Source organism: Pseudomonas fluorescens, from assembly GCF_018614775.1.
GTDB classification, from domain to species: Bacteria; Pseudomonadota; Gammaproteobacteria; order Pseudomonadales; family Pseudomonadaceae; genus Aquipseudomonas; species Aquipseudomonas fluorescens_BY.
Window position 1 is genome coordinate 52,035 of sequence record NZ_JAGGOF010000001.1, and the last position, 21,529, is coordinate 73,563.

Here is a 21,529-nt window from a genome sequence, read left to right on the forward strand (position 1 = left end):
CCCTTACGTTATTCGTTATTGGTTTTGGCAGGGTTGTGGATAACGGGCCTTGCGCTCCAGATCGTCGAGGTCGATGTGGTTACGCATGTACTGCTGACTGGCGTCGACCAGCGGCTGGTGATCCCAGCTCTTGAGTTTGCCCAGGGTCAGCGCCTGGGCGACAAAGCGGCGGCGTCGCTGGCTGGCGAGTACCTGTTGATGAATGTGCGGGATGTCCCACCTGGCCCGCGCTTCAGCGAGAAAATCGGCAAACACGCGCTGGTGTTCGGGAGACTGGCTGAGATCTTCCAGTTCCTTGGGATCGTTGCGCACATCGAACAGCAGGCACGGATCATCTTCGCTGTAGATGAATTTCCACGGTCCACGACGGATCATCATCAACGGGCTGATGGTGCCTTCGGCCATGTATTCACCGAACACTTCGTCATGACCGCCCTGCCCTTGCAGGTGCGGTACCAGCGAGCGCCCGTCCAGCGGCAGCCCGGGTTCCAAGGTGCCGCCGGCCAATTCGACCAGGGTCGGCAACAGGTCGGCGGTGGACACTGCGGCACCGACCCGGCCACTGGCGAATTGACCTGGGGCGCTGATCAGCAGCGGTACGCGAGCGGCCATTTCGAACCAGTGCATCTTGTACCAGAGGCCTTTCTCCCCAAGCATGTCGCCATGATCGCCGGAGAAAATGATGATGGTGTCGTCGAGCAGGCCGGTGTCCTCCAGGGTTTGCAGTAACTTCCCGACGTTGCTGTCAATGTAGCTGCACGCGCCGAAGTAGGCCCGGCGCGCGTCGCGAATCTTATCCACAGGCAGTGGCTTGTCCCACAGGTCGTAGACTCTCAGCAACCGTTGGGAATGCGGATCGAGCTCCGTTTGCGCCGGGGTAGGCGGCAACGGAATGTCGTTGTCGTCATACAGATCCCAAAAGGCCTTGGGAATGGTGTACGGATCGTGTGGGTGCGTCATCGAGACGGTCAGGCAGAACGGCTGGTCGCCGTCCTCGCGAATATGGTCGAACAGGTACTGCTGGGCCTTGAACACCACTTCTTCATCGAAATCCAGCTGATTGGTGCGCACGCAAGGGCCGGCCTGCAACACCGAGGACATGTTGTGGAACCAGCTCGGCCGCACATCGGGCTCGTCCCAATTCACCGCCCAACCGTAGTCGGCCGGATAAATGTCACTGGTCAGGCGCTCCTCATAGCCGTGCAACTGGTCCGGCCCGCAAAAATGCATCTTGCCGGACAGCGCCGTGCGGTAGCCGAGGCGACGCAGGTAATGGGCGTAGGTCGGCACGTCCGCCGGGAAATCCGCCGCGTTGTCGTACGCGCCGATCTTGCTCGGTAGCTGGCCGCTCACCAGGGTGAAGCGCGACGGGGCGCAGAGTGGGCTGTTGCAATAGGCGGCGTCGAACACCACGCCTTCGGCGGCCAGGCGCGACAGGTTTGGCAACTTGATCGGCGAAGGACCGTAGATCGGCAACATTGGCGCGGCCATTTGATCGGCCATGATGAAAAGAATGTTCTTGCGCTTCATGTGTTCGCGGCATTCCATAGTGGACAGTTATGCGATATTGCTGCGATTGAGCATGTAGCCCCCAGGTATTGGGGTAAAGCCCATGCAGGATAATGACTAGGATAAGCACAGCTTATGTATGACGCCTTGGGTGACCTGTCTCTGGAACTGTTCCGCGCCTTTGAAGCCGCCGCCCGTCAGCAAAGCTTCACGGCAGCGGCGATTGAACTGGGTACCACGCAACCGGCCATCAGCCAGCAGATCAAGCGGCTGGAGGAGCAATTGGGCACGCGGCTGTTTGATCGCATTTATCGCGGCATCGAACTGACCGAGGCCGGATCGATTCTGTTCGAGCAGGTGCAGGCCGGTTTACAGAGCATTGATGCGGGGCTGAGCGCGATTACCGCCCAGCATCAGCATGAAGTGTTGCAGGTGGCGACGGACTTCGCCTTTGCGGCGTATTGGCTGATGCCGCGCTTGCACCGGTTTCACGCGGCCAATCCGCAGATCGACGTCAGCCTGGTGACCGGTGAGCGTAACCACAACATGCTTCGCACCGATATCGACGTTGCCGTACTGTTTGGCGACGGTCGCTTCAAACAGGGCGAAAGTCGCTGGCTGTTCAGCGAAGAAGTCTTTCCGGTGTGCAGCCCGCTGCTGCTCAAGGAGCGTCCCCTGCCCTTGCCGGCCCAGGCCTTGGCGGAGTTTCCCCTGCTGCATCTGCGCGCGGGCAACAGCAGCAGCTGGTTCGACTGGAACGGTGTTTTTCGCGAGCTGGGCATCACCTCCCCACCGGCACCCGGGCAATTGCGCTTCGACAACTACACGCTGCTGATCCAGGCGGCGATTGGCGGCCAAGGCGTTGCCATCGGCTGGCGGCACCTTGTGGATAACTTATTGGCCCAAGGCCTGTTGTGTCGGCCGATTGCCGAGACAGTGTTGTCACGCCTGGGGTATTACGTGGTCTTGCCCCAGCGCAAGCGGCGCGGGGCATTGATCAGGTTGTTCGTGGATTGGTTGATGGAGGAACAGGCCAACAGCGCCGAATCGCTGACGGGGCTGCCGTTGCCCTCCATTGCTGTTTGAGCGTGACGAGGAGCTTGCCCCGTTCAGATGCGCAGACGCAAAAAACGAGGGCCGCTACGCAGCCCAGCGGGAGCAAGCTCCCTCGCCACGGGTTTTGCACAGCCGTCAGGTGGCGGCGATAAAGTTCAGGTGCTGGCCGACGTGCAGGTTCAAGCGCAGTTCGTCCGCGATACCCACCGCCACCCGGTTCAGCCGCTCCAGGGATTCGGCCAGGCCGGGTTCCAGGCTGGTGCTGACCTGGCTGAAATGCTCGATACCCAAGCCGGGCGCGGCGTAGGGTGTGTTGATGAGGGTCCACTGCAACGTGCTGTTCTTAAGGGCATCGAGCACTTCTTCAGCGGCATGGCGCTGCAGATCGTCGTCGGCCTGCTCCTCGTCGAGCACGGCAAAATCGCCTACCAGGAACAGCCGGGAAATATTCACCGCCTCCATGCCGGCAATCAGCGCATCCACGGCCAATACTTGTTCCACAGGGCCTGGAATCAAGGTGCGTTCGACTTGTTCGCTGTTCATTGGCAACCCCGGCGCGTTCAGCAGGCAGATGACGGCACTGGCACCGGCGACACTTTGCTTGACCCGCTCGGGATCGAACAGGTCCCCAGGCTTGGTCCGCAGGCCCGGGCGGGGCGCCAGGGCGGTGAGATCATCGAGGATGGCGATCACTTCATGCTGGCGTCGCAGCATTTCAGCCATCAATGCGCTGCCGAGGCTGCTCATGGCACCATAGAGCACCACTTTGATCACCGGGGTTTCGGCATTTTTCATGGCTGTTATTCCCTTTTTTGTTCCACGTATAAGGCCTCTGACCCGCGGAAAACGATTGGGGTTCGGCCTCTTTTCGAGGAGTGACCCATGCAGCGCATCAAGGGCTACCACGCCCACGTGTATTTCGACGCCAGCACCCTCGACCAGGCGCGGGCGTTCTGCGAGGAAGCGGCGCGACTGTTTCCGCTGAAAATGGGCCGCGTCCACCAGCGCCCGGTGGGCCCGCACCCGGACTGGAGCTGCCAGTTGGCGTTCGACCCGCAGTACATCGGCGTGGTCCTGCCGTGGCTGGCGCTCTATCGCAAAGGGCTGGTGATTTTTCTTCATCCCAATACCGGCGATGAACGGGCCGATCACACCGACCATGCGATCTGGATGGGGGCCATGCGGCCGTTGGATCTTTCGGTGTTCTGACTTATCAGGCGCGGGTGGGATAAACCATTTCTGCAGCGAAAGCCTGCTGAAAGCTTGCGCGATTAGGATCGCCTCACTACCGGCAAAAGACCGGTGGCCAGAAACGGATTTCCACATCCCGCTCGGCCTTTTTAACAACAACAATGGTGATCCTGATGTCCGCAGCTACCTACCCTGTCGCTTCAACTCCATCCGTCCGTCCCGAGCCCCGCATCCTGCGCTGACCTGTCCGGTTCGCCTTTGCCCGCCGCGCCACGCCTGGAGTATTTCCCATGCTGACTTTCCTTGGCTTTGCCATGGTCATCACGTTCATGTTCCTGATCATGACCAAGCGCCTGTCCGCGCTGATCGCCTTGATCATCATCCCGATCCTGTTCGCCCTGTTCGGTGGCTTCGCACCGAAAATCGGCCCGATGATGCTCGAAGGCATCACCAAGCTCGCCCCGACCGGGGTGATGCTGATGTTTGCCATTCTCTATTTTGCCCTGATGATCGACTCCGGCCTGTTCGACCCGGCCGTGCGCAAGATCCTCAAGCTGGTCAAGGGCGACCCGTTGAAAGTTTCGGTCGGCACCGCCGTTCTGGCGCTCGTCGTTTCCCTTGATGGTGACGGCGCGACCACTTACATGATCTGCGTGGCCGCGATGCTGCCGCTCTACAGCCGCATCGGCATGAGCCCACGGATCATGGCCGGCCTGATCATCCTCGCCGGTGGCGTGATGAACATGACCCCTTGGGGCGGTCCGACGGCCCGTGCGGCCAGTGCCTTGCATGTGGATCCGTCCGACATCTTCGTGCCCATGATTCCGGCGATGGCGTTCGGTGTGCTGGCGATCCTGGCAATTGCCTACCTGTATGGCAAACGCGAGCGGGCACGCCTGGGTGAATTGCACCTGGCCCATGACGAAATCGACCACAGCGAAATCAGCGTGTCGCAGTTCCCGGACGCCCGTCGTCCGAAGCTGATCTGGTTCAACGGCGCATTGACCCTGGCCCTGATGTGCACCCTGATCGCCGGCCTGCTGCCGCTGCCGGTGCTGTTCATGGTGGCCTTCAGCATCGCCATGATCGTCAACTACCCGTGCCTGCAGCAGCAGAAAGACCGCGTTGCGGCACACGCCGGCAGCGTATTGGCGGTGGTCGGGCTGATTTTCGCGGCGGGTATCTTCACCGGCATCCTGTCCGGTACCGGCATGGTCGACGCCATGTCCAAGAGCCTGCTGGCGGTGATCCCGGACTTCCTTGGCCCGTACCTGGCGGTGATCACCGCGCTGGCGAGTATGCCGTTCACCTTCTTCATGTCGAACGATGCATTTTATTACGGTGTGTTACCGGTGCTCGCTGAAGCGGCCAGTCATTACGGCATCACCGCCGTGGAAATGGCCCGTGCCTCGATCGTCGGCCAGCCTGTCCACCTGTTGAGCCCGCTGGTTCCGTCGACGTACCTGTTGGTGGCCCTGGCCGGGATCGAGTTCGGCGATCACCAGCGCTTCACCCTGAAGTGGGCAGTGCTGGTGTGCCTGTGCATAATGGTTGCCGCCTTGCTGATGGGGATCTTTCCGCTGTTCAGCACTCTATAAAAGCAATGCCCCTGCGCCACGCCTTCAGGTAGCTGAAGACGCGGCGCGGCCTAACACTCGCTAAAGGAACTCACATGGAATGGCTGACCAACCCGGAAATCTGGGTTGCCTTCTTTACCCTGACCGCCCTGGAAATCGTCCTGGGCATCGACAACATCATCATGATCTCGATCCTGGTCAGTCGCATGCCCAAGCACATGCAGGCGCGCACCCGGATCTTCGGCCTGGCGCTGGCCATGGTCACGCGGATCCTGTTGCTGCTGTCCATCACCTGGGTGATGCGCCTGACCGCCGATTTGTTCGAAGTGTTCGGTCAGGGCATCTCCGGTCGTGACCTGATCCTGTTCTTCGGTGGCCTGTTCCTGTTGTGGAAAAGCTCCCAGGAGATGTACCACGCGCTGGAAGGCGAAGATGAGAACAGCGACGAGCCTTCGGGCAAGGGTGGCAACTTCCTCTACACCATTATCCAGATCGCCATCATCGACATCGTGTTCTCCCTGGACTCGGTCATCACCGCGGTCGGCATGGTGTCCCATGTCCCGGTGATGGTGGCGGCAATCATCGTCGCGGTGCTGGTGATGATGCTGGCCTCGGGCACCATCAGCGCCTTCATCGACAAGCACCCATCGCTGAAAATGCTGGCGCTGTCGTTCCTGCTGGTGGTGGGTACCGTACTGATCGCCGAGTCGTTCGATGTGCACGTGCCAAAAGGCTACGTCTACTTCGCCATGGCCTTCTCCCTGGCGGTGGAAGCCATCAACATCAAGATGCGCACCGCGATTGCACGCAAGCGCAAGCAGCAGGACCCGGTAAAACTGCGCAAGGATGTACCGGGTCAGTAACTGAACGTAGCAGTGCACGAAGGGGCTCTTTGGAGCCCCTTTTTCATGCCTGCCCGAAAGCGGCCTAGCCAGGACCCATGTGGGAGCGAGCCTGCTCGCGATAGCGATGTGACAGTTGGCACTGCGGTGGCTGATGCACCGCTATCGCGAGCAGGCTCGCTCCCACAAGGAACCTTTGTTGTCCTGTCTCCTGTCTTCATGACAGTTTTGTTTCAATCAATTCTTTAGCTGTGCAATGCTGGCGTTCGAACCGTTCGCCAACTACAGCTTAAGTACAACAACAGACCATGTCGCATCGCCAATTTGTCCCTTTGGGACGTTAACAGGGGGCTCCTCATGCTGACCCTGCTGAATCTACTCTCCGCCGTGGCCCTGCTCATCTGGGGGACGCACATCGTCCGTACCGGCATCTTGCGGGTCTATGGGTCGAACCTGCGCCATGTCATCGGCCAGAACATGTCCAGGCGCTGGCTGGCGTTCCTGGCGGGCATCACGGTCACGGCCATGGTCCAGAGCAGCAACGCCACGGCGATGCTCGTCACCTCCTTCGTCGGCCAGGGCCTGATGGCGCTGACCCCGGCCCTGGCGACCATGCTCGGCGCCGATGTCGGCACCGCACTGATGGCCCGGGTGCTGACCCTGGACCTGTCGTGGCTGTCGCCGCTGCTGATCTTCCTCGGGGTGATTTTTTTCCTTTCGCGCAAACAGACCCGTGCCGGGCAAATGGGCCGGGTCGGCATCGGCCTGGGCCTGATCATCCTGGCCCTGCAACTGATCGTCGAAGCGGCTGCGCCCATCACCCACGCCCAAGGCGTAAAGGTAATCTTCGCCTCGCTGACCGGCGACATCCTCCTCGACGCGTTGATCGGTGCGCTGTTCGCGATGATCTCGTATTCCAGCCTGGCCGCCGTGCTGCTGACCGCGACCCTGGCCGGCGCGGCGGTGATCAGCCTGCCAGTGGCCATCGGCCTGGTGATCGGCGCCAACATCGGCAGCGGCGTGTTGGCGTTTCTCAGCACCAGCATGCAGAACGCCGCCGGGCGCCAGGTGGCGCTGGGCAGCCTGCTCTACAAGCTGATCGGCCTGTTGCTGATCATTCCAGTGCTTGACCCGCTGGTCGGCTGGCTGGACAGCCTGGCTTTCAGCGCCCAGGAAACGGTGATCGGCTTCCACCTGCTCTACAACACCGTGCGCTGCCTGGTGCTGTTGCCCAGCGTCGCGTCGATGGCCAGGCTCTGTGCCTGGCTGCTGCCGGAGCGCCCGGAGACCAACGGCACGGCCAAGCCCCGGCACCTGGACCTCACGGCCCTGGCCACGCCAAGCCTGGCGCTGGCAAACGCCGCCCGGGAAACCCTGCGCATCGGCGACCTGATCGAAAACATGCTCGAAGCCATGCTCGATGTCCTGAACGGCCAGCAGAGCGCCGTTACCCAGGAAGTGCGGCGCATGAGTGACGACGTCGAGGCGCTGTGCAGCACCATCAAGTTGTACCTGGCGCAAATGCCCCGGGAAGACCTCAGCGAACAGGACAGCCGTCGCTGGGCGGAGATCATCGAGCTGGCGATCAACCTGAAGCTGGCCAGCGACCTCATCGAACGCATGCTGCGCAAGGTCCAGCAGCAGAAAACCTCGCAACGCCGGTCCTTTTCCGATGTGGGCCTGGAAGAGTTGGCCGGGTTGCACAGCCAATTGATTGCCAACCTGCGGCTGGGCATGTCGGTGTTTCTCAGTGCCGACCGGGAAAGCGCTCGCCATTTGCTGCGTGAGAAACGGCGCTTTCGGGCGCAGGAACGGCGCATGGCCCACGCCCACGTCAGCCGTCTGCAACGCAAGATCCTGCAAAGCCTGGAGACCAGTGCCCTGCACCTGGAGCTGATTGCCGACATGCGCCGCCTGAACTCGCTGTTCTGCGGCAGCGCCTACGTGGTGCTGGAGAGCGCCGAGATCGGCGCGCTGTCGGCGGATGAAATAGCGGACATCAACCATTCGCCTTGAACATCTGGCGCATTGTCCAGTCAGTAGGATTGGACTGTCAGTCGCCAGGAAGCCGTTTTATGCGTGGTCTGTTACTCACCCTTTTCTTGCTTGGCTCGCTGCCTGCGGTTGCCCTGGACCGGTTTCAGGTCGAAGGTTATGCCTTGCCCAACGGCATGCAACTGCTGCTCAAGCCCGGCAGTGAGCGCGGGCATGTGGCGATTCGCCTGGTGGTCGGCGTGGGCCTGGACGACTTCAGTTGTGCCGATAAAGAGCTGCCGCATCTGCTTGAGCATTTATTGTTCAGTGGCATCGACGAGACAGGCGAAGGCGGTCTGGAGGAGCGTATGCAGGCGTTGGGGGGTGAGTGGAACGCCTTCACCAACAACGCCGACACCACATTCGTCATCGAGGCGCCGGCGGCCAATCAGCGCAAGGTCCTGGACCTGCTGATGGCGTTGCTCACCCGCACCCGAATCGACGAAACAGCCCTGGACGCGGCCAAACGCGTGGTGGAACGCGAAGACGGCGGCCACTACACCCATTTGCAACGCTGGCTCGATCATCAGGACCTGGGACACAAGGCCAGCAACCAATTGGCGGTGGAACTGGGCCTGCGTTGCGCGGAGCGGGCCGAGGTCGAGCACCTGACCCTCGCCCGCCTCGAGCAAGTGCGCAAGGCCTGGTACGCCCCCAACAACATGACGTTGATCGTGGTCGGCGATCTCGATCGGTTGCTGCCGGCCTACCTGGAGCGCACCTTTGGTCAACTCAAGCCGGTCGAGCCCAGCGAGCACGAGGCACTGCCGCAGATCCGCTACAGCGCCGTCACCAAGCGCAACCTGATCCACGGCCTGGTCGGCAATAGCGCCAAGCTCCACTGGCTGTTCCCCGAGCCCGTGTTGGACGAACAACACGACGAAACCTTCGACCTGCTCAAGGACTACCTGGACTGGGCGCTCTATCGCCAGCTGCGCCTGGCCCGCAGCCTGTCCTACGGGCCGTGGACGGAGCGGGAGGTGTTCGGCGGCGTCGGCTTCTTCAGCCTGAACACGGACCTGGCCCGCGAAGACCTGCCCCAAGCCGAGCAGGCGCTCGAAGAGCTGCGCAAAACCTTGCTCAGAGACGGCCTGGACCCCACCAGCTTCGTGCGGATCAAACGCGCGGCCATCGCCCATCAATCCTGGGCGGTTCAAGGCAACAGCGCCTTGGCCGATTACTACTGGAGCGCCCTGGGTGATTACGAGGACGGCCGCTTCGCCAACCCGGCGTTGCGCATGCAGTCGGTAAGTCTGGATCAGGCCAACCTGGCGCTGCGCGAACTGCTCAAGGACCCTGGCTATCTGCGTATCGAGAAGCCATTGCTCAGTGATGATGAGCTGGTCTGGGGGCTGGGCGGTTTGCTCGGGGTGTTGCTGCTGGGGTTGGTGATGTGGCGATGGCGCCGCCGGATATGAGGAAGCAGAACCTGTGGGAGCGAGGTTTGCCCGCGATGAAGTTGATGAGGTCTTTCAGAATAGCGGCGCCTGTATCGCGAGCAAGCTTTGCTCCCACAGTCCCCCCAGCACAGAAGCGGATACGAACCTCGCTATGCCGATGCCCGGACGCTACTCTGTCAGGGATATTTCCTACGACTTACTGTGAAACCGCCTAATGCAGAACCTGCCGCACTTTATCCAGCGCATCCTTGAATTGATAAAGCGCTACCCCGGGGTCATTGCGTTCGGTGGTTTCATCTCCGGGGCTGGCAGTTTCATCCTGGTCGACCGCCAGCAGGGCCTGGCGACCTGGATCGCGGTCATGATGCTGGTGAGCTGGCTCTGGCTGATGGTGGAGAACAGCATGACCCGGCTGTTCGCGCGGATTTTCAAGCGGGAGATCCCCCAGCCGCTGCTGCGTTACGCCACACAGATGATTCACCAGGAAAGCCTGTTTTTCGTCCTGCCGTTTTTCTTCATCACCACCACCTGGAACAGCAGCCAGTTCATTTTTACCGGATTGCTCGGGGCGGCAGCGCTGATCTCGATCATTGACCCGCTGTATTACAAATGGCTGGCGCCGCGACGCTGGGCATTCCTGGCGTTGCACACGCTGACGCTGTTCGCTGCCCTGCTCACCGCGTTGCCGGTCATTGTGCACCTGACCACTGACCAGAGCTTCAAGCTGGCGCTGGGCATCTCCATGGTGCTGTCGTTCCCGAGCCTGGCGTCGATTTTCCCGATCCGCACGGTGCGCAACGCCGTGGCGATTCTGTGCATCACCCTCGGGATAGGCGCCGCCGGCTGGGTGCTGCGTTCCTGGGTGCCGCCGGCCACGTTGTGGATGACCGAAGTGGCGATCAGCACCCAACTGGAGGACCGCACGCCCGGCGCCAGCCTGCAGGAAGTCAGCGCCGCACAGATCCGTGGCAACGGCCTGTACGCTTATACCGCCGTCAACGCGCCGCGTGGGCTGGATGAGCGGATTTACCATGTCTGGCAGTTCAACGGCAAAGAGGTGGACCGCATCGCCCTGGACATCCATGGCGGGCGCAAGGAAGGCTATCGCGCCTGGACCCACAAGCAGAACTTCCCGGACAACCCGGTGGGCAAATGGCAAGTGCGGGTGCTGACGGAAAATGGCCAGATGATTGGGGTGTTGCGGTTCGATGTGACTGATTGAAGCAGATCAGTTAAGTGGGAGCGGGCTTGCTCGCGAAAGCGTCGGCATAGTCAACATTGATATTGACTGACCCTCCGCTTTCGCGAGCAAGCCCGCTCCCACGGGTTTCGTTGCTTGTCTCAGCCAAAGAACCAGTAGCAAACCCCGATTGCCGCCACGACACCGGCCAGCTCGGCCAGCAACGCGCAACCCACTGCATGGCGCGCCCGCTGGATGCCGACGGCGCCGAAATAAACGGCCAGCACGTAGAACGTGGTCTCGGTGCTGCCCTGGATGGTTGCTGCCACCAGCGCCGGGAAGCTGTCCACCCCCGACGTCTTCATGGTTTCGATCAACATCGCCCGGGCGGCGCTACCCGAGAATGGCTTGACCATGGCGGTCGGCAAGGCATCGACGAAACGCGTGTCCCAGCCGGCCCACGCCACTAGGTGCCGGATACCGTCCAGGCCGAAATCCAGCGCGCCCGAAGCCCGCAGCACGCCGACCGCGCAGAGCATCGCCACCAGGTACGGCAGCAGGTTCCTGGCGACGTCGAACCCCTCCTTGGCGCCTTCGACGAAGGCTTCATACACCTTGACCTTGCGCAGCGCGCCCACCACCAGGAACAGGATGATCAGGCCAAACAACGTCAGGTTGCCCAGGATCGATGACAACCCGGCCAACGCCGTGGCCGACAGCGTTGCCAACAGCGCCATGAAACCGCCCAGCGCCAGCGCACCCGGAATCAGATAAGCCAGCACCACGGGGTCCCACAATCGTAAACGCTGCATGAAGGCGACGGATAGCAGCCCCATGAGCGTCGATGCACTGGTGGCGATCAGGATCGGCAGGAACACCAGGGTCGGGTCCGGCGCGCCTTGCTGGGCGCGGTACATGAAGATCGTCACCGGCAGCAGCGTCAGCGACGAGGCGTTGAGCACCAGGAACAGGATCTGCGCATTGCTGGCGATGGTCGGGCTGGGGTTGAGGTCCTGCAGGGCGCGCATGGCCTTGAGGCCAATGGGCGTGGCTGCGTTGTCGAGGCCCAGGCCGTTGGCCGCGAAGTTCAGGGTGATCAGGCCGATGGCCGGGTGGCCGGCCGGCACTTCCGGCATCAGGCGCAGAAACAACGGGCCGAGGGCCTTGGCCAGCCAGTCGACGATCCCGGCCTTCTCGGCAATCCGCAGGAACCCCAGCCACAGGGTCAAGGTGCCAAACAGCAGCACCATCACCTCCACCGACAACTTGGCCATGGCGAAAATGCTTTCCACCATCGCGGCGAAGATCCCGGCGTTGCCGCCGACCAGCCACTGCGCCAGCGCCGACACGGCTGCCACGATAAAGAAGCCAAGCCACAGGCCATTGAGCATCGGTTGAATCCCCCGGAAGATGCCGCGAATGATAGCGGGGCTGGCAGAAACGACAAACCCCGGATTTCTCCGGGGCTTGCCTGTTTCACTGTGGGAGCGAGCCTGCTCGCGATGGCGGAGTGTCAGCCTATATTGATGTCGACAGACCTGACGCTATCGCGAGCAGGCTCGCTCCCACAGGGGCATGCGAGCCCTCAGCGGCTGGACGTCTCAGCCGCCGGCATCGGCTCCTTGCTGCGCCAGTGCGGCAGGGAGTTCCAGTAGCGCTGGCCCTTGGCATCGTCGTACATGCCTTCCCAGCGCGAGATCACCAACACGGCCAGGGCGTTGCCGATAACGTTCAGGGCGGTGCGGGCCATGTCCATGATGCGGTCGACACCGGCGATGAAGGCCAGGCCTTCGAGCGGAATGCCGACGCTGCCCAGGGTGGCCAGCAGCACCACGAACGACACGCCCGGCACGCCGGCGATGCCTTTGGAGGTCACCATCAAGGTCAGCACCAGTAGCAATTGCTGGCTGATGGACAGGTCAATGCCGTACAGCTGGGCGATGAAGAGCGCCGCAATGCTCTGGTACAGCGTCGAACCGTCGAGGTTGAACGAATAACCAGTGGGTACCACGAAGCTGCAGATAGCCTTCGGTGCGCCATAGGCTTCCATTTTCTCGATCACGCGCGGCAGTACGGTTTCGGAACTGGCGGTGGAATAGGCCAGCACCAGCTCATCCTTGAAGATGCGCATCAGCTTGAGCACCGAAAAGCCGAACAGGCGGGCGATCAGGCCCAGCACGACGAAGGCGAAGAACGCGATGGCGACGTAAACCAGAATCACCAGCTTCGCCAGCGGCAGCAGGGACGCGAACCCGAAGTTGGCAACGGTTACCGCGATCAGTGCGAAAACGCCGATCGGAGCGTAGTTCATGATCATGTGGGTGACCTTGAACATGCTTTCCGATACGCCCTGGAACATTTTCACCAGCGGCTCGCGCAGGTCCGATTGCAGGCTGGACAAGCCCAGGCCGAACAGGACGGAGAAGAAAATGATCGGCAGCATCTCGCCGCGAGCGACGGCAGCAAAGATGTTCGACGGGATCAGGTTGAGAATGGTCTCGATGAACGCATGTTCATGCTGCACTTCCGCCGCCGTCGCCTGGTACTTGGAAATGTCCACAGTCCCCAGGGTACTCATGTCGATGCCGCTGCCTGGGTGGAAGAAGTTGGCCAGCAGCAAGCCGACGACGATGGCGATGGTGGTGACGACTTCGAAGTACAGAATGGTCTTGAGACCGATGCGTCCGAGCTTCTTGGCGTCACCGACCCCGGCGATGCCAACGATCAACGAGGAAATCACGATCGGGATCACGATCATCTTGATCAGACGGATAAAGATATCGCCCGCCGGTTGCAGCACGTTGCTGATCCACCAGGCCTTCTCGGCACTGAAATGGTTGAGCAGCGCGCCCAATGCAATCCCGAGGACCAGACCGATGAGGATCTGCCAGGCGAGGCTTAACTTGGCCTTCTTCATATCATTACCCTTACTTCAGTTGGACTCGGACAGCAGCACAAACACGGTTGAACGTTCGTGCAATTGTCCCCGTATAAGGACACCCCGAGCGCACGAGCGGCTTACCGGCGGGGCGAAAAAAGGCGCAACTATTGCGACGCGGAATGGGCACGTCTAATGCCGTAAACGCCTACCCTATGCCGAATCGGCATGAGATTTTCAAAACAAAACTCACGTCCCAGGCAGTTCGAACAGGACATTTCGGCGGGCATAAGTGCCGTGAACCGGCCATTTCAGCGTAGCCGGGCTTTTCCCTGAACGTGTGTAGAACCGATGGAAGAAGGCGAGTGGTGCGCTCAATGCGATGGAAAATGCACCGGGGATTCTCCGATATACGGTCAGAAGCGAACGATGACTGGGGTATCAGGAGATAAATGCCTCGGCAACGGCCGGGTCTCGTTGTCAACTCAACCAACCGCTCTGGCACAGGTACTGTGCGAAATGAAGCTCTCCGCAAGTTCGCCAAGCCGTGTGGACTTTGCGAACCTGCGTCGCAGCTTTTACCTGACCCGGCCCTTTCGCAGGCACCCCTTGTGCCCGTAGGTCACTCCGACTCAATCAGTCAGAACGTCCCAGCCCCCTGGTCATGCAGCGGCCCTCCTCGGGCTGTGCAGAAGGAAAAGCAAGGCTGCTTTTCCCGTTTTCAGAATCAGTACCAGTTCGGATCTTTCTTGAGCTGTTCCATTAACAGTTCTTGCATACCTTCATCGGGCTTGCCAAGAAAACGGTAGTCGGCGTGACGGGTCGGCGATTTGTCGGCCGGCAGTCCGGCAGGGACTTCAACCAACATCGCGTAAGCTTCGTCCTTGTCGAAACTGAACGCGACAATCAGGCGCTTGCTGCGGCAGGTCGCCTGGGTTTCGCACAACGGGCCGACCAAGTACTTGTCGCCATCTTCCTCGACAGCGTTCATCTGGTCGGCATCGCCTGACAGGTTCATCACCCATTCCGGCAGACGCTCTTCCTTTTTGACGACGTGTTGCCAGGTCTCGCGGTATTGCGGGTCAGCTCCAAGCAATTGATTGGCCCGCATTTGTCCGTCGTTGGCAGCGATTGCCACGGCACTGCCGCCCAGTAGCAGGGCGGCGGCCAGTCCTTTAAAGGGAACGCCCATGGTCAGCCTCGGCCGCGGCGGCCAAAGAAGAAGGAAGCGATGAACATCACCAGGAATACGACAAAGAGAATCTTGGCGATGCCCGTGGCGGTGCCTGCGATACCACCGAAGCCCAGAACGGCGGCGATGATGGCGATAATCAGGAAAGTAATTGCCCAACTCAACATGGTGATTCTCCTTAAGCTTTTCTATTTAGTTAGGGTCTGGCGGGTAATGGTTCCGGCGTGACAGACGGCCGGTTCACCGGGTTAAAACACCCAACGCTCCTGACGGGGCATGTCGGTCACGGGCTGAGCCTGATCGACGTCCATCATTCGCATCGACGCGGACGCTTCCGCGACGCTGCTGACAGCGCTGAAATGGGTTTGTGGGGCGCGATGAATCGACACCTGTGGCGCCTCGGGCTGCTGGCTCTCTTGCCAAAGAAGCAGTTGCTGACCAGCGACGAGAGTGATCAGCAGCGCCAGAACAGCCCACAAGCCCTGTTGGATGTGCAGGGAAGTCAGTCGAAACGGGGCGGCACTTTGACGATTCATCCTGAAATTCCTCCCACCGGGGTTGTAGTGATCTGGTTGAGGCGCTGCGAACGCCGTGTTGACCAGACCATTGCAGTCGCCGTGCCAGAATTCTAAAGTGAATAAAATCTTTATAAATCAATAAGTTATATATTCATTAGAAATGTTTGAAAACGCATCCTGCACGATGGGTTCGGCGGCGGTCGTGCGTATTGCACGAGCGAAGGTGGGCGGCCGTTAGATTCTTTTTGAATTGCCTGTCAGAAACAGCTGTCGGAATGACCGAGCCGAGCCCTTCAACGCGGGTGAAGTGGGGAAAAAGCGGCTCAAATCAATCTTTTAGACGTCAGGCGTCCACAGGGCCGTCTTCGGTGGGTAATATTCCCTCGGAAATGACCATGCAACTTGCCCGATTTTTCTGACACTAACCATCATCATTCTTTAAGGAGCGTAGGAAAATGGAATCCGCCACTGAGCAGCAAGGCCGCATTCTGCTGGTAGACGACGAGTCCGCCATCCTGCGTACGTTCCGTTATTGCCTGGAAGACGAAGGCTATACCGTTGCCACTGCCAACAGCGCCGCCCAGGCCGACGCGCTGCTGCAACGCCAGGTGTTCGACCTGTGCTTTCTTGACCTGCGCCTGGGCGAGGACAACGGTCTGGATGTCCTGGCGCAGATGCGCATCCAGGCGCCCTGGATGCGGGTGGTGATCGTCACGGCCCACTCGGCGGTCGACACGGCGGTGGATGCAATTCAGGCCGGGGCGGCCGACTATCTGGTCAAGCCTTGCAGCCCGGATCAGTTGCGCCTGGCGACGGCCAAACAGTTGGAAGTGCGCCAGTTGTCGGCACGGCTCGAAGCCCTGGAAGGGGAAGTGCGCAAGCCCAAGGACGGCCTCGACTCCCACAGTCCGGCAATGAAAGTCGTGCTGGAAACCGCTCGTCAGGTCGCCAGCACCGACGCCAACATCCTGATTCTCGGCGAGTCCGGCACCGGTAAAGGTGAGCTGGCCCGGGCGATCCACGGCTGGAGCAAGCGCGCGAAGAAGTCCTGCGTCACCATCAACTGCCCATCCCTGACCGCCGAATTGATGGAAAGCGAGCTGTTCGGCCATAGTCGTGGGGCCTTTACCGGGGCGAGTGAAAGCACCCTGGGACGCGTCAACCAAGCGGATGGCGGCACGCTGTTTCTCGATGAGATCGGTGATTTCCCCCTGACCTTGCAGCCCAAATTGCTGCGTTTCATCCAGGACAAGGAATATGAGCGGGTGGGCGACCCGGTGACTCGCCGCGCCGATGTGCGGATTCTCGCCGCGACCAACCTCAACCTCGAAGACATGGTGCGTGATGGGCGTTTTCGCGAAGACCTGCTGTATCGCCTGAACGTCATTACCCTGCACTTGCCGCCGCTGCGTGAACGCGCCGAAGACATCCTGACCCTGGCCGACCGCTTTCTGGCGCGCTTCGTCAAGGAATATGCGCGTCCGGCCCGCGGCTTCAGTGACCAGGCCCGCGAAGCGCTGCTAGGCTATCGCTGGCCGGGCAATATTCGTGAGCTGCGCAACGTGGTCGAACGCGCCAGCATCATCTGTCCACAGGAGAAAGTCGAAATCAGTCACTTGGGCATGGCCGAACAGCCGGTTAACAATGCGCCGCGGATCGGCGCCGCGCTGAGCCTCGACGAGCTAGAGAAGGCGCACATCGGCGCGGTGCTGGCCACCGCCGACACCTTGGACCAGGCAGCCAAGACCCTGGGCATCGATGCGTCCACGCTGTATCGCAAACGCAAGCAGTACAACCTGTGAGCGACACCCTATGAAACTGGCGATGAAGCTGCGCACTCGGCTGTTTCTGAGTATCTCGGCGCTGATCACCGTGGCGCTGCTGGGCCTGGTGCTCGGCCTGGTCAGCGTGATGCAGATGGCCAATACCCAGGAACGCTCGGTACGCGACAACTTCATTCTGCTGGACCTGGGCCTGAAGCTGCGCCAGACCCTCGGTGACCAGCTGATGATCATGCTCGCTGACAAGCCGGACCTGGCCGCCCTGGAAGTGTCCAAACAGCAGTACCTGGCGTTGATCGACGAGGGCATCGCGCACGAACGGAGCCTGGACGATACGCCGCGTAACTTCAGCAAGGCCAAGACCGACTACATCGGGTTCGTTGAGGCGTTCACGGCGTCCCGTCGACAGTCGCCCCAGCTCGCGGGTATCAAGGACCTCACCGAAAAATTCAATGTGCTGCGCAATGGCCTGATCGAGGGCTATCGCCAGGCCTTGAACAACATCGCTGAAACCCAGACCCGTGCCCGGGAGCGGGCGTTGTTGATTTCCGGCTTGCTGGGGTTGGTGGGGCTGGCGGTGTTGATCATCGGCTTTGTCACCGCCCATGGCATCGCCAGGCGTTACGGGGCACCGATCGAAGCGCTGGCGGCGGCAGCGGATGACATCGGCCAGGGCAACTTCGAAGTCACGCTGCCGGTTTCCTCCGCTGCCGAAGTGAATCTGCTGACGCGGCGTTTCGGCATCATGGCTCAAGCCCTGCGCGAACATCAGGCCACCAATGTCGATGAGCTGCTCGCTGGCCAGCAGCGCTTGCAAGCCGTGCTCGACAGCATCGACGACGGCTTGCTGATGATCGACCGGCAAGGCCGGCTGGAACACCTCAACCCGGTCGCGCAGCGGCAATTGGGTTGGGATGAGGAGCGCCTGGGCCAGGGATTGGGTGAGGCATTGGGCCGTGTTGATCTGGATGAGCAACTGCAACTGGTCCTTCGCGGTGGCACCCTGGAACGCGCCCCGGAGGACCTGAGCATCGAAGTGGATGGCGAGTCGCGCGTACTGACCTACAGCCTCACGCCGGTCAGCCACACCCAAGGCCACATCCTCGGCGCAGTGATGGTGCTGCATGACGTCACTGAACAACGCGCTTTCGAACGGGTGCGCAGTGAATTCGTATTGCGCGCCTCCCATGAGCTGCGCACACCGGTGACCGGCATGCACATGGCATTTGGCTTGTTGCAGGAACGCTTGCACTTCCCGCCAGAGTCTCGCGAGGCCGACCTGCTCGATACGGTCACTGAAGAAATGCAGCGGCTGATGCAGCTCATCAATGACCTGCTGAATTTTTCGCGCTACCAGAATGGGCTGCAGAAACTGACCCTGGCGCCTTGTTCCATCGAAGAGTTATTGGAAACGGCCCGGCTGCGGTTCTCCGAACAGGCCAGGGTCAAGGGTGTCGAGTTACTCGTGGCGATCCAGGGCCCGCTACCACGCCTGCATGCAGATGCTGCTCAGTTGGAACGGGTGCTGGATAACCTGATCGACAATGCCATGCGCCACACGGGTGAACATGGCCAGATCCGCTTGCAGGCCCGGCGACATGGGGAACGGGTAATCATCAGCGTCGAGGACAACGGTGAAGGCATTGCCTACGGCCAACAGGGACGGATCTTCGAACCTTTCGTCCAAGTCGGACGCAAGAAGGGCGGCGCGGGCCTCGGCCTGGCGCTCTGCAAGGAGATCGTCCAGCTCCATGGCGGACGCATGGGGGTTTATTCAAGGCCCGGGCAGGGCACGCAGTTCTATATGGCGTTGACGATCTGAGGGCGCTCAGGCTTCGTCGTCCAGGCGCCGGCCGCGCAGGCGGCGACCGCGTGTGATCAGCTCGATGAGCTGCACCGCACTGAGGGCATGGGCAAACAGCCAACCCTGACCGAATTTCACCCCTTCGCTGCTCAGGTACGAGGCTTGTGCTTCGTGTTCGATGCCTTCGGCGATCACCTTGAGCTGCAATGCGTGAGCCATGCGAATGATGTGCGGGGCGACACCGCTGCTGGCGGCATCATGGCCCAAGGCATCGATAAATGCCTTGTCGATTTTCAGACAGTCCACCGGCAAGGTTTGCAGGTAGGCCAGGCTGCAATAGCCGGTCCCGAAGTCGTCGATCAACACCTGGTGCCCGACATCGCGCAACGACTGCAAGTTGTCGCGGGCCACCAACACATCAATCAACCCGCGTTCAGTCACCTCAAAGGCAATCTGCCGGGCCGACACCCGATGCAGCGCCAACAGGCGGGCAATCACCTCGCCGATGCGCGGCACCATCACATCGCAGGCCGCCAGGTTGACCGAGATGTACAGCTGCGGATTGACCCTTAGCAACTGGCCCAGTTGATCGAACAGCCGTTGCAGCACGAAATCGGTGATCTGGCGGATCTGTCCGGTGTTCTCCGCCATCGGAATGAACAAGTCGGGGCTGGTCAGGGTACCGTCCGGCCGTCGCCAGCGCAGCAAGGCCTCCGCACCTACACAGTTACGACTGTCGAGGTCGAAAATCGGCTGGTACAACACCTGCAATTCACCGCGCCGGATGGCCCCGTGCAGCTCGGCGTCCATGGATTGGCGCTGGCGGGCCAGCAGAAAGACCTGGAAGCCGATCCCCAGACCCAGCATCAGGCTGATGGGCAGCATCCACCAGGCTTTGGCCGGAACCCTGAAACCGTCACGCGCAGCGATCAGCACCAGTTGATATTCCGGGCTGTCGGTGGGCATTCGATAGATCAGGCGGTTCTGGGTCACTTGCAGCGCACTGCGGCTTTTCGGTGGCCAGGGTTCCGTAGGCGGCCAACGTTGATCAGTGCCCAGTACCGGAATGGCCCGCTTACCATGATCCAGCACGACCAACAGGCTGCTGCCCGGTGGCAGGTCGACCACATCGGTCAGATGCCCGCGAGAGGTGGCCACCCGGAAGTTACCGCGTCCCAGCATCAGCGCTGCGCGGTCTTCGTCGGGTTCTGTGGTGGTGTCGAGCCAGTAGCTGTAGGTCGGGCCGCGGATGTCGGGCAGTCGCGCCCCCGGCAATCCGCCCTGGCGTGGACGGTTGGAGCAGATGCCGTTGCCGTCGACGTACACCGCTTCATACACGAAACGGTAGTTGAAACTGACCTGCCGCAAGGTCGCGATCATGTCGTCGTCACAGCCGCGCAATGGCTGGTTCTGCAGGTCGTCGAGGCTTTCACGCAATTGCCCGAAAAGCTGTTCCAGCCGTTGCAGAAAGCGCTCACCCTGGGCGTTCATCTGGTCGCTTTCACGCTGCTGGATCTGCTGCACCACCACGAACAGGCTGCCCGCCAGCAACAGCAGGGTACTCAGGGCAGCCGCCATCATCGCCAGGAAAAGGGGGCGATGGAGCCAGCTCTGCAAGGTTTCTCGGGCAGCCGTCATCATGGGTAATCCGAAAGTTACCAATGAGTTATAGCTTCTGTTTTGGATTCGGCCCGATTCGTCGGACGGGCGTCATTATTTTGTCTGGTTCAGCACCTGCAAAATCGCAGCGCTTTGCGCGTCCGGCATGCCATCGAACCGGCTAGGCCGGTAGTGCATCTGGAACGCGGCCAGCACATGGTGGGTGGCCACGTCCCATTCGCCGGTCTGGGGTGTCGGGTAGCCCAGACGCGCCAGCTCGACCTGAAACCAGCCGGCACTCGGCAACTGAGTCGCGAAGTTGGACTGCTGGCGAGCGACCGCCTGTTCGTCAGGCCAGATGCCCAGGCCGGCTTGTGCCAGGCGCTTCCAGGGGAACAGCGGGCCGGGATCAAGTTTGCGCAGGGGGGCGATGTCGCTGTGGCCAATAATGCTGCGCGGGTTGATCGCATTGCGTTGGACGATGTCCTTGAGCAACACGATCAATGCCTGCACCTGGGCTTCGCTGTAGGGATACCACAGGCGTCCGGTGGGCGTGTCGGTGAAGCCAGGGTTGACGATCTCGATGCCGATGGAGCTGGAGTTGAGCCAGGTCCGTCCTTCCCATTCGCTTTCTCCGGCGTGCCAGGCGCGCCGGTTTTCATCCACCAGCTTGTAAACAGTGGCGCTTTTATCGTCGCCGATCAGGTAGTGGGCGCTGACCTCACCGTGGGTCAGCAGCGCCAGCGAGCGCTCCAGGGAGGCCGAGGTGTAATGCACCACGACAAATTGGATGCGGCTGTCGTGATTGACCGAGGGGTGACGGGTGTCGAGCCGAGGGCCCGTGGCGCAGCCGGCCAGGATGAGTAACGAAAGGATGAGCGAGACGAATTTCATGGCGGATGACGTTACACGTTGAAATTAATGCAACAGTGTAACGTATCGCCGTCCGATGATCCGCGCGTGGCCAC

At 61.0% G+C, this 21,529-nt stretch carries 18 protein-coding genes; 9 read left to right on the forward strand and 9 right to left on the reverse strand.

Annotated features, from left to right (window positions below):
• Positions 1 to 15: 15 nt before the first annotated feature.
• The gene (gene betC / locus J7E36_RS00260) at positions 16 to 1,530 is read right to left on the reverse strand and encodes a choline-sulfatase (protein WP_214998740.1); all 1,515 of its coding nucleotides are present in this window, start codon (positions 1,528 to 1,530) and stop codon (positions 16 to 18) included.
• 114 nt (positions 1,531 to 1,644) lie between these two features.
• On the opposite strand from betC, the gene J7E36_RS00265 reads away from it, so the two are divergent.
• The gene (locus tag J7E36_RS00265; RefSeq protein ID WP_214998742.1) at positions 1,645 to 2,595 is read left to right on the forward strand and encodes a choline sulfate utilization transcriptional regulator; all 951 of its coding nucleotides are present in this window, start codon (positions 1,645 to 1,647) and stop codon (positions 2,593 to 2,595) included.
• Between the two features lie 105 nt (positions 2,596 to 2,700).
• On the opposite strand, the gene J7E36_RS00270 is transcribed toward J7E36_RS00265, so the two are convergent.
• On the reverse strand, positions 2,701 to 3,360 hold the full coding sequence (locus J7E36_RS00270) for an NAD(P)-dependent oxidoreductase (protein WP_214998744.1): 660 nt from the start codon (positions 3,358 to 3,360) through the stop codon (positions 2,701 to 2,703).
• 87 nt (positions 3,361 to 3,447) lie between these two features.
• On the opposite strand from J7E36_RS00270, the gene J7E36_RS00275 reads away from it, so the two are divergent.
• The 6 genes from J7E36_RS00275 (at position 3,448) to J7E36_RS00300 (ending at position 10,831) form a co-directional block, all read left to right on the forward strand.
• Positions 3,448 to 3,774 carry a DOPA 4,5-dioxygenase family protein gene (locus J7E36_RS00275; RefSeq protein WP_214998745.1) on the forward strand — a complete coding sequence of 109 codons (327 nt, stop codon included), beginning with the start codon at positions 3,448 to 3,450 and terminating at the stop codon, positions 3,772 to 3,774.
• Positions 3,775 to 4,046: 272 nt separating this feature from the next.
• Positions 4,047 to 5,354 carry a CitMHS family transporter gene (locus tag J7E36_RS00280; RefSeq protein ID WP_214998747.1) on the forward strand — a complete coding sequence of 436 codons (1,308 nt, stop codon included), beginning with the start codon at positions 4,047 to 4,049 and terminating at the stop codon, positions 5,352 to 5,354.
• 74 nt (positions 5,355 to 5,428) lie between these two features.
• A complete protein-coding gene (locus J7E36_RS00285; RefSeq protein ID WP_214998749.1) occupies positions 5,429 to 6,196 on the forward strand; it encodes a TerC family protein in 768 nt (255 codons plus the stop codon).
• Positions 6,197 to 6,532: 336 nt separating this feature from the next.
• On the forward strand, positions 6,533 to 8,191 hold the full coding sequence (locus J7E36_RS00290; protein WP_214998751.1) for a Na/Pi cotransporter family protein: 1,659 nt from the start codon (positions 6,533 to 6,535) through the stop codon (positions 8,189 to 8,191).
• A gap of 59 nt (positions 8,192 to 8,250) precedes the next feature.
• Complete coding sequence (locus J7E36_RS00295; protein ID WP_214998753.1) at positions 8,251 to 9,627, forward strand: M16 family metallopeptidase; 1,377 nt, start codon at positions 8,251 to 8,253, stop codon at positions 9,625 to 9,627.
• A 196-nt stretch (positions 9,628 to 9,823) separates the two neighbouring features.
• Positions 9,824 to 10,831: a DUF5924 family protein gene (locus J7E36_RS00300; protein WP_214998755.1), complete on the forward strand. Its 1,008-nt coding sequence runs from the start codon at positions 9,824 to 9,826 to the stop codon at positions 10,829 to 10,831.
• Positions 10,832 to 10,950: 119 nt separating this feature from the next.
• Here J7E36_RS00300 and J7E36_RS00305 read toward each other — a convergent pair whose 3' ends face one another.
• The 5 genes from J7E36_RS00305 to J7E36_RS25140 all read right to left on the reverse strand — a co-directional run bounded on the left by J7E36_RS00305 (position 10,951) and on the right by J7E36_RS25140 (position 15,395).
• Positions 10,951 to 12,180: a nucleoside recognition domain-containing protein gene (locus J7E36_RS00305; RefSeq protein ID WP_214998757.1), complete on the reverse strand. Its 1,230-nt coding sequence runs from the start codon at positions 12,178 to 12,180 to the stop codon at positions 10,951 to 10,953.
• Positions 12,181 to 12,374: 194 nt separating this feature from the next.
• Positions 12,375 to 13,706: a glutamate/aspartate:proton symporter GltP gene (gene gltP, locus J7E36_RS00310; RefSeq protein ID WP_214998759.1), complete on the reverse strand. Its 1,332-nt coding sequence runs from the start codon at positions 13,704 to 13,706 to the stop codon at positions 12,375 to 12,377.
• A 688-nt stretch (positions 13,707 to 14,394) separates the two neighbouring features.
• Complete coding sequence (locus J7E36_RS00315) at positions 14,395 to 14,859, reverse strand: inhibitor of vertebrate lysozyme family protein (RefSeq protein ID WP_214998761.1); 465 nt, start codon at positions 14,857 to 14,859, stop codon at positions 14,395 to 14,397.
• A gap of 2 nt (positions 14,860 to 14,861) precedes the next feature.
• Positions 14,862 to 15,026: a DUF1328 domain-containing protein gene (locus J7E36_RS00320; protein ID WP_003177151.1), complete on the reverse strand. Its 165-nt coding sequence runs from the start codon at positions 15,024 to 15,026 to the stop codon at positions 14,862 to 14,864.
• 81 nt (positions 15,027 to 15,107) lie between these two features.
• The gene (locus J7E36_RS25140) at positions 15,108 to 15,395 is read right to left on the reverse strand and encodes a hypothetical protein (protein WP_231286433.1); all 288 of its coding nucleotides are present in this window, start codon (positions 15,393 to 15,395) and stop codon (positions 15,108 to 15,110) included.
• Between the two features lie 437 nt (positions 15,396 to 15,832).
• Here J7E36_RS25140 and algB point away from each other — a divergent pair, with 437 nt between their 5' ends.
• Positions 15,833 to 17,179, forward strand: coding sequence for a sigma-54-dependent response regulator transcription factor AlgB (algB, locus tag J7E36_RS00330; protein ID WP_214998764.1), 1,347 nt, complete (start codon positions 15,833 to 15,835; stop codon positions 17,177 to 17,179).
• 10 nt (positions 17,180 to 17,189) lie between these two features.
• On the forward strand, positions 17,190 to 18,980 hold the full coding sequence (locus J7E36_RS00335; protein ID WP_214998766.1) for an ATP-binding protein: 1,791 nt from the start codon (positions 17,190 to 17,192) through the stop codon (positions 18,978 to 18,980).
• 6 nt (positions 18,981 to 18,986) lie between these two features.
• Here the strand turns inward: J7E36_RS00335 and J7E36_RS00340 are convergent, their stop codons facing one another.
• Positions 18,987 to 20,603 carry an EAL domain-containing protein gene (locus tag J7E36_RS00340; RefSeq protein ID WP_214998768.1) on the reverse strand — a complete coding sequence of 539 codons (1,617 nt, stop codon included), beginning with the start codon at positions 20,601 to 20,603 and terminating at the stop codon, positions 18,987 to 18,989.
• A 72-nt stretch (positions 20,604 to 20,675) separates the two neighbouring features.
• Positions 20,676 to 21,455 carry an N-acetylmuramoyl-L-alanine amidase gene (locus J7E36_RS00345; protein ID WP_214998770.1) on the reverse strand — a complete coding sequence of 260 codons (780 nt, stop codon included), beginning with the start codon at positions 21,453 to 21,455 and terminating at the stop codon, positions 20,676 to 20,678.
• Positions 21,456 to 21,529 lie beyond the last annotated feature (74 nt).

Excerpts from the sequence above, each read along its gene's own strand:
- betC (WP_214998740.1), bottom strand. The coding sequence starts at position 1,530 with ATGAAGCGCAAGAACATTCTTTTCATCATGGCCGATCAAATGGCCGCG.
- J7E36_RS00265 (WP_214998742.1), top strand. The coding sequence starts at position 1,645 with ATGTATGACGCCTTGGGTGACCTGTCTCTGGAACTGTTCCGCGCCTTT.
- J7E36_RS00270 (WP_214998744.1), bottom strand. The coding sequence starts at position 3,360 with ATGAAAAATGCCGAAACCCCGGTGATCAAAGTGGTGCTCTATGGTGCC.
- J7E36_RS00275 (WP_214998745.1), top strand. The coding sequence starts at position 3,448 with ATGCAGCGCATCAAGGGCTACCACGCCCACGTGTATTTCGACGCCAGC.
- J7E36_RS00280 (WP_214998747.1), top strand. The coding sequence starts at position 4,047 with ATGCTGACTTTCCTTGGCTTTGCCATGGTCATCACGTTCATGTTCCTG.
- J7E36_RS00285 (WP_214998749.1), top strand. The coding sequence starts at position 5,429 with ATGGAATGGCTGACCAACCCGGAAATCTGGGTTGCCTTCTTTACCCTG.
- J7E36_RS00290 (WP_214998751.1), top strand. The coding sequence starts at position 6,533 with ATGCTGACCCTGCTGAATCTACTCTCCGCCGTGGCCCTGCTCATCTGG.
- J7E36_RS00295 (WP_214998753.1), top strand. The coding sequence starts at position 8,251 with ATGCGTGGTCTGTTACTCACCCTTTTCTTGCTTGGCTCGCTGCCTGCG.
- J7E36_RS00300 (WP_214998755.1), top strand. The coding sequence starts at position 9,824 with ATGCAGAACCTGCCGCACTTTATCCAGCGCATCCTTGAATTGATAAAG.
- J7E36_RS00305 (WP_214998757.1), bottom strand. The coding sequence starts at position 12,180 with ATGCTCAATGGCCTGTGGCTTGGCTTCTTTATCGTGGCAGCCGTGTCG.
- gltP (WP_214998759.1), bottom strand. The coding sequence starts at position 13,706 with ATGAAGAAGGCCAAGTTAAGCCTCGCCTGGCAGATCCTCATCGGTCTG.
- J7E36_RS00315 (WP_214998761.1), bottom strand. The coding sequence starts at position 14,859 with ATGGGCGTTCCCTTTAAAGGACTGGCCGCCGCCCTGCTACTGGGCGGC.
- J7E36_RS00320 (WP_003177151.1), bottom strand. The coding sequence starts at position 15,026 with ATGTTGAGTTGGGCAATTACTTTCCTGATTATCGCCATCATCGCCGCC.
- J7E36_RS25140 (WP_231286433.1), bottom strand. The coding sequence starts at position 15,395 with ATGAATCGTCAAAGTGCCGCCCCGTTTCGACTGACTTCCCTGCACATC.
- algB (WP_214998764.1), top strand. The coding sequence starts at position 15,833 with ATGGAATCCGCCACTGAGCAGCAAGGCCGCATTCTGCTGGTAGACGAC.
- J7E36_RS00335 (WP_214998766.1), top strand. The coding sequence starts at position 17,190 with ATGAAACTGGCGATGAAGCTGCGCACTCGGCTGTTTCTGAGTATCTCG.
- J7E36_RS00340 (WP_214998768.1), bottom strand. The coding sequence starts at position 20,603 with ATGATGACGGCTGCCCGAGAAACCTTGCAGAGCTGGCTCCATCGCCCC.
- J7E36_RS00345 (WP_214998770.1), bottom strand. The coding sequence starts at position 21,455 with ATGAAATTCGTCTCGCTCATCCTTTCGTTACTCATCCTGGCCGGCTGC.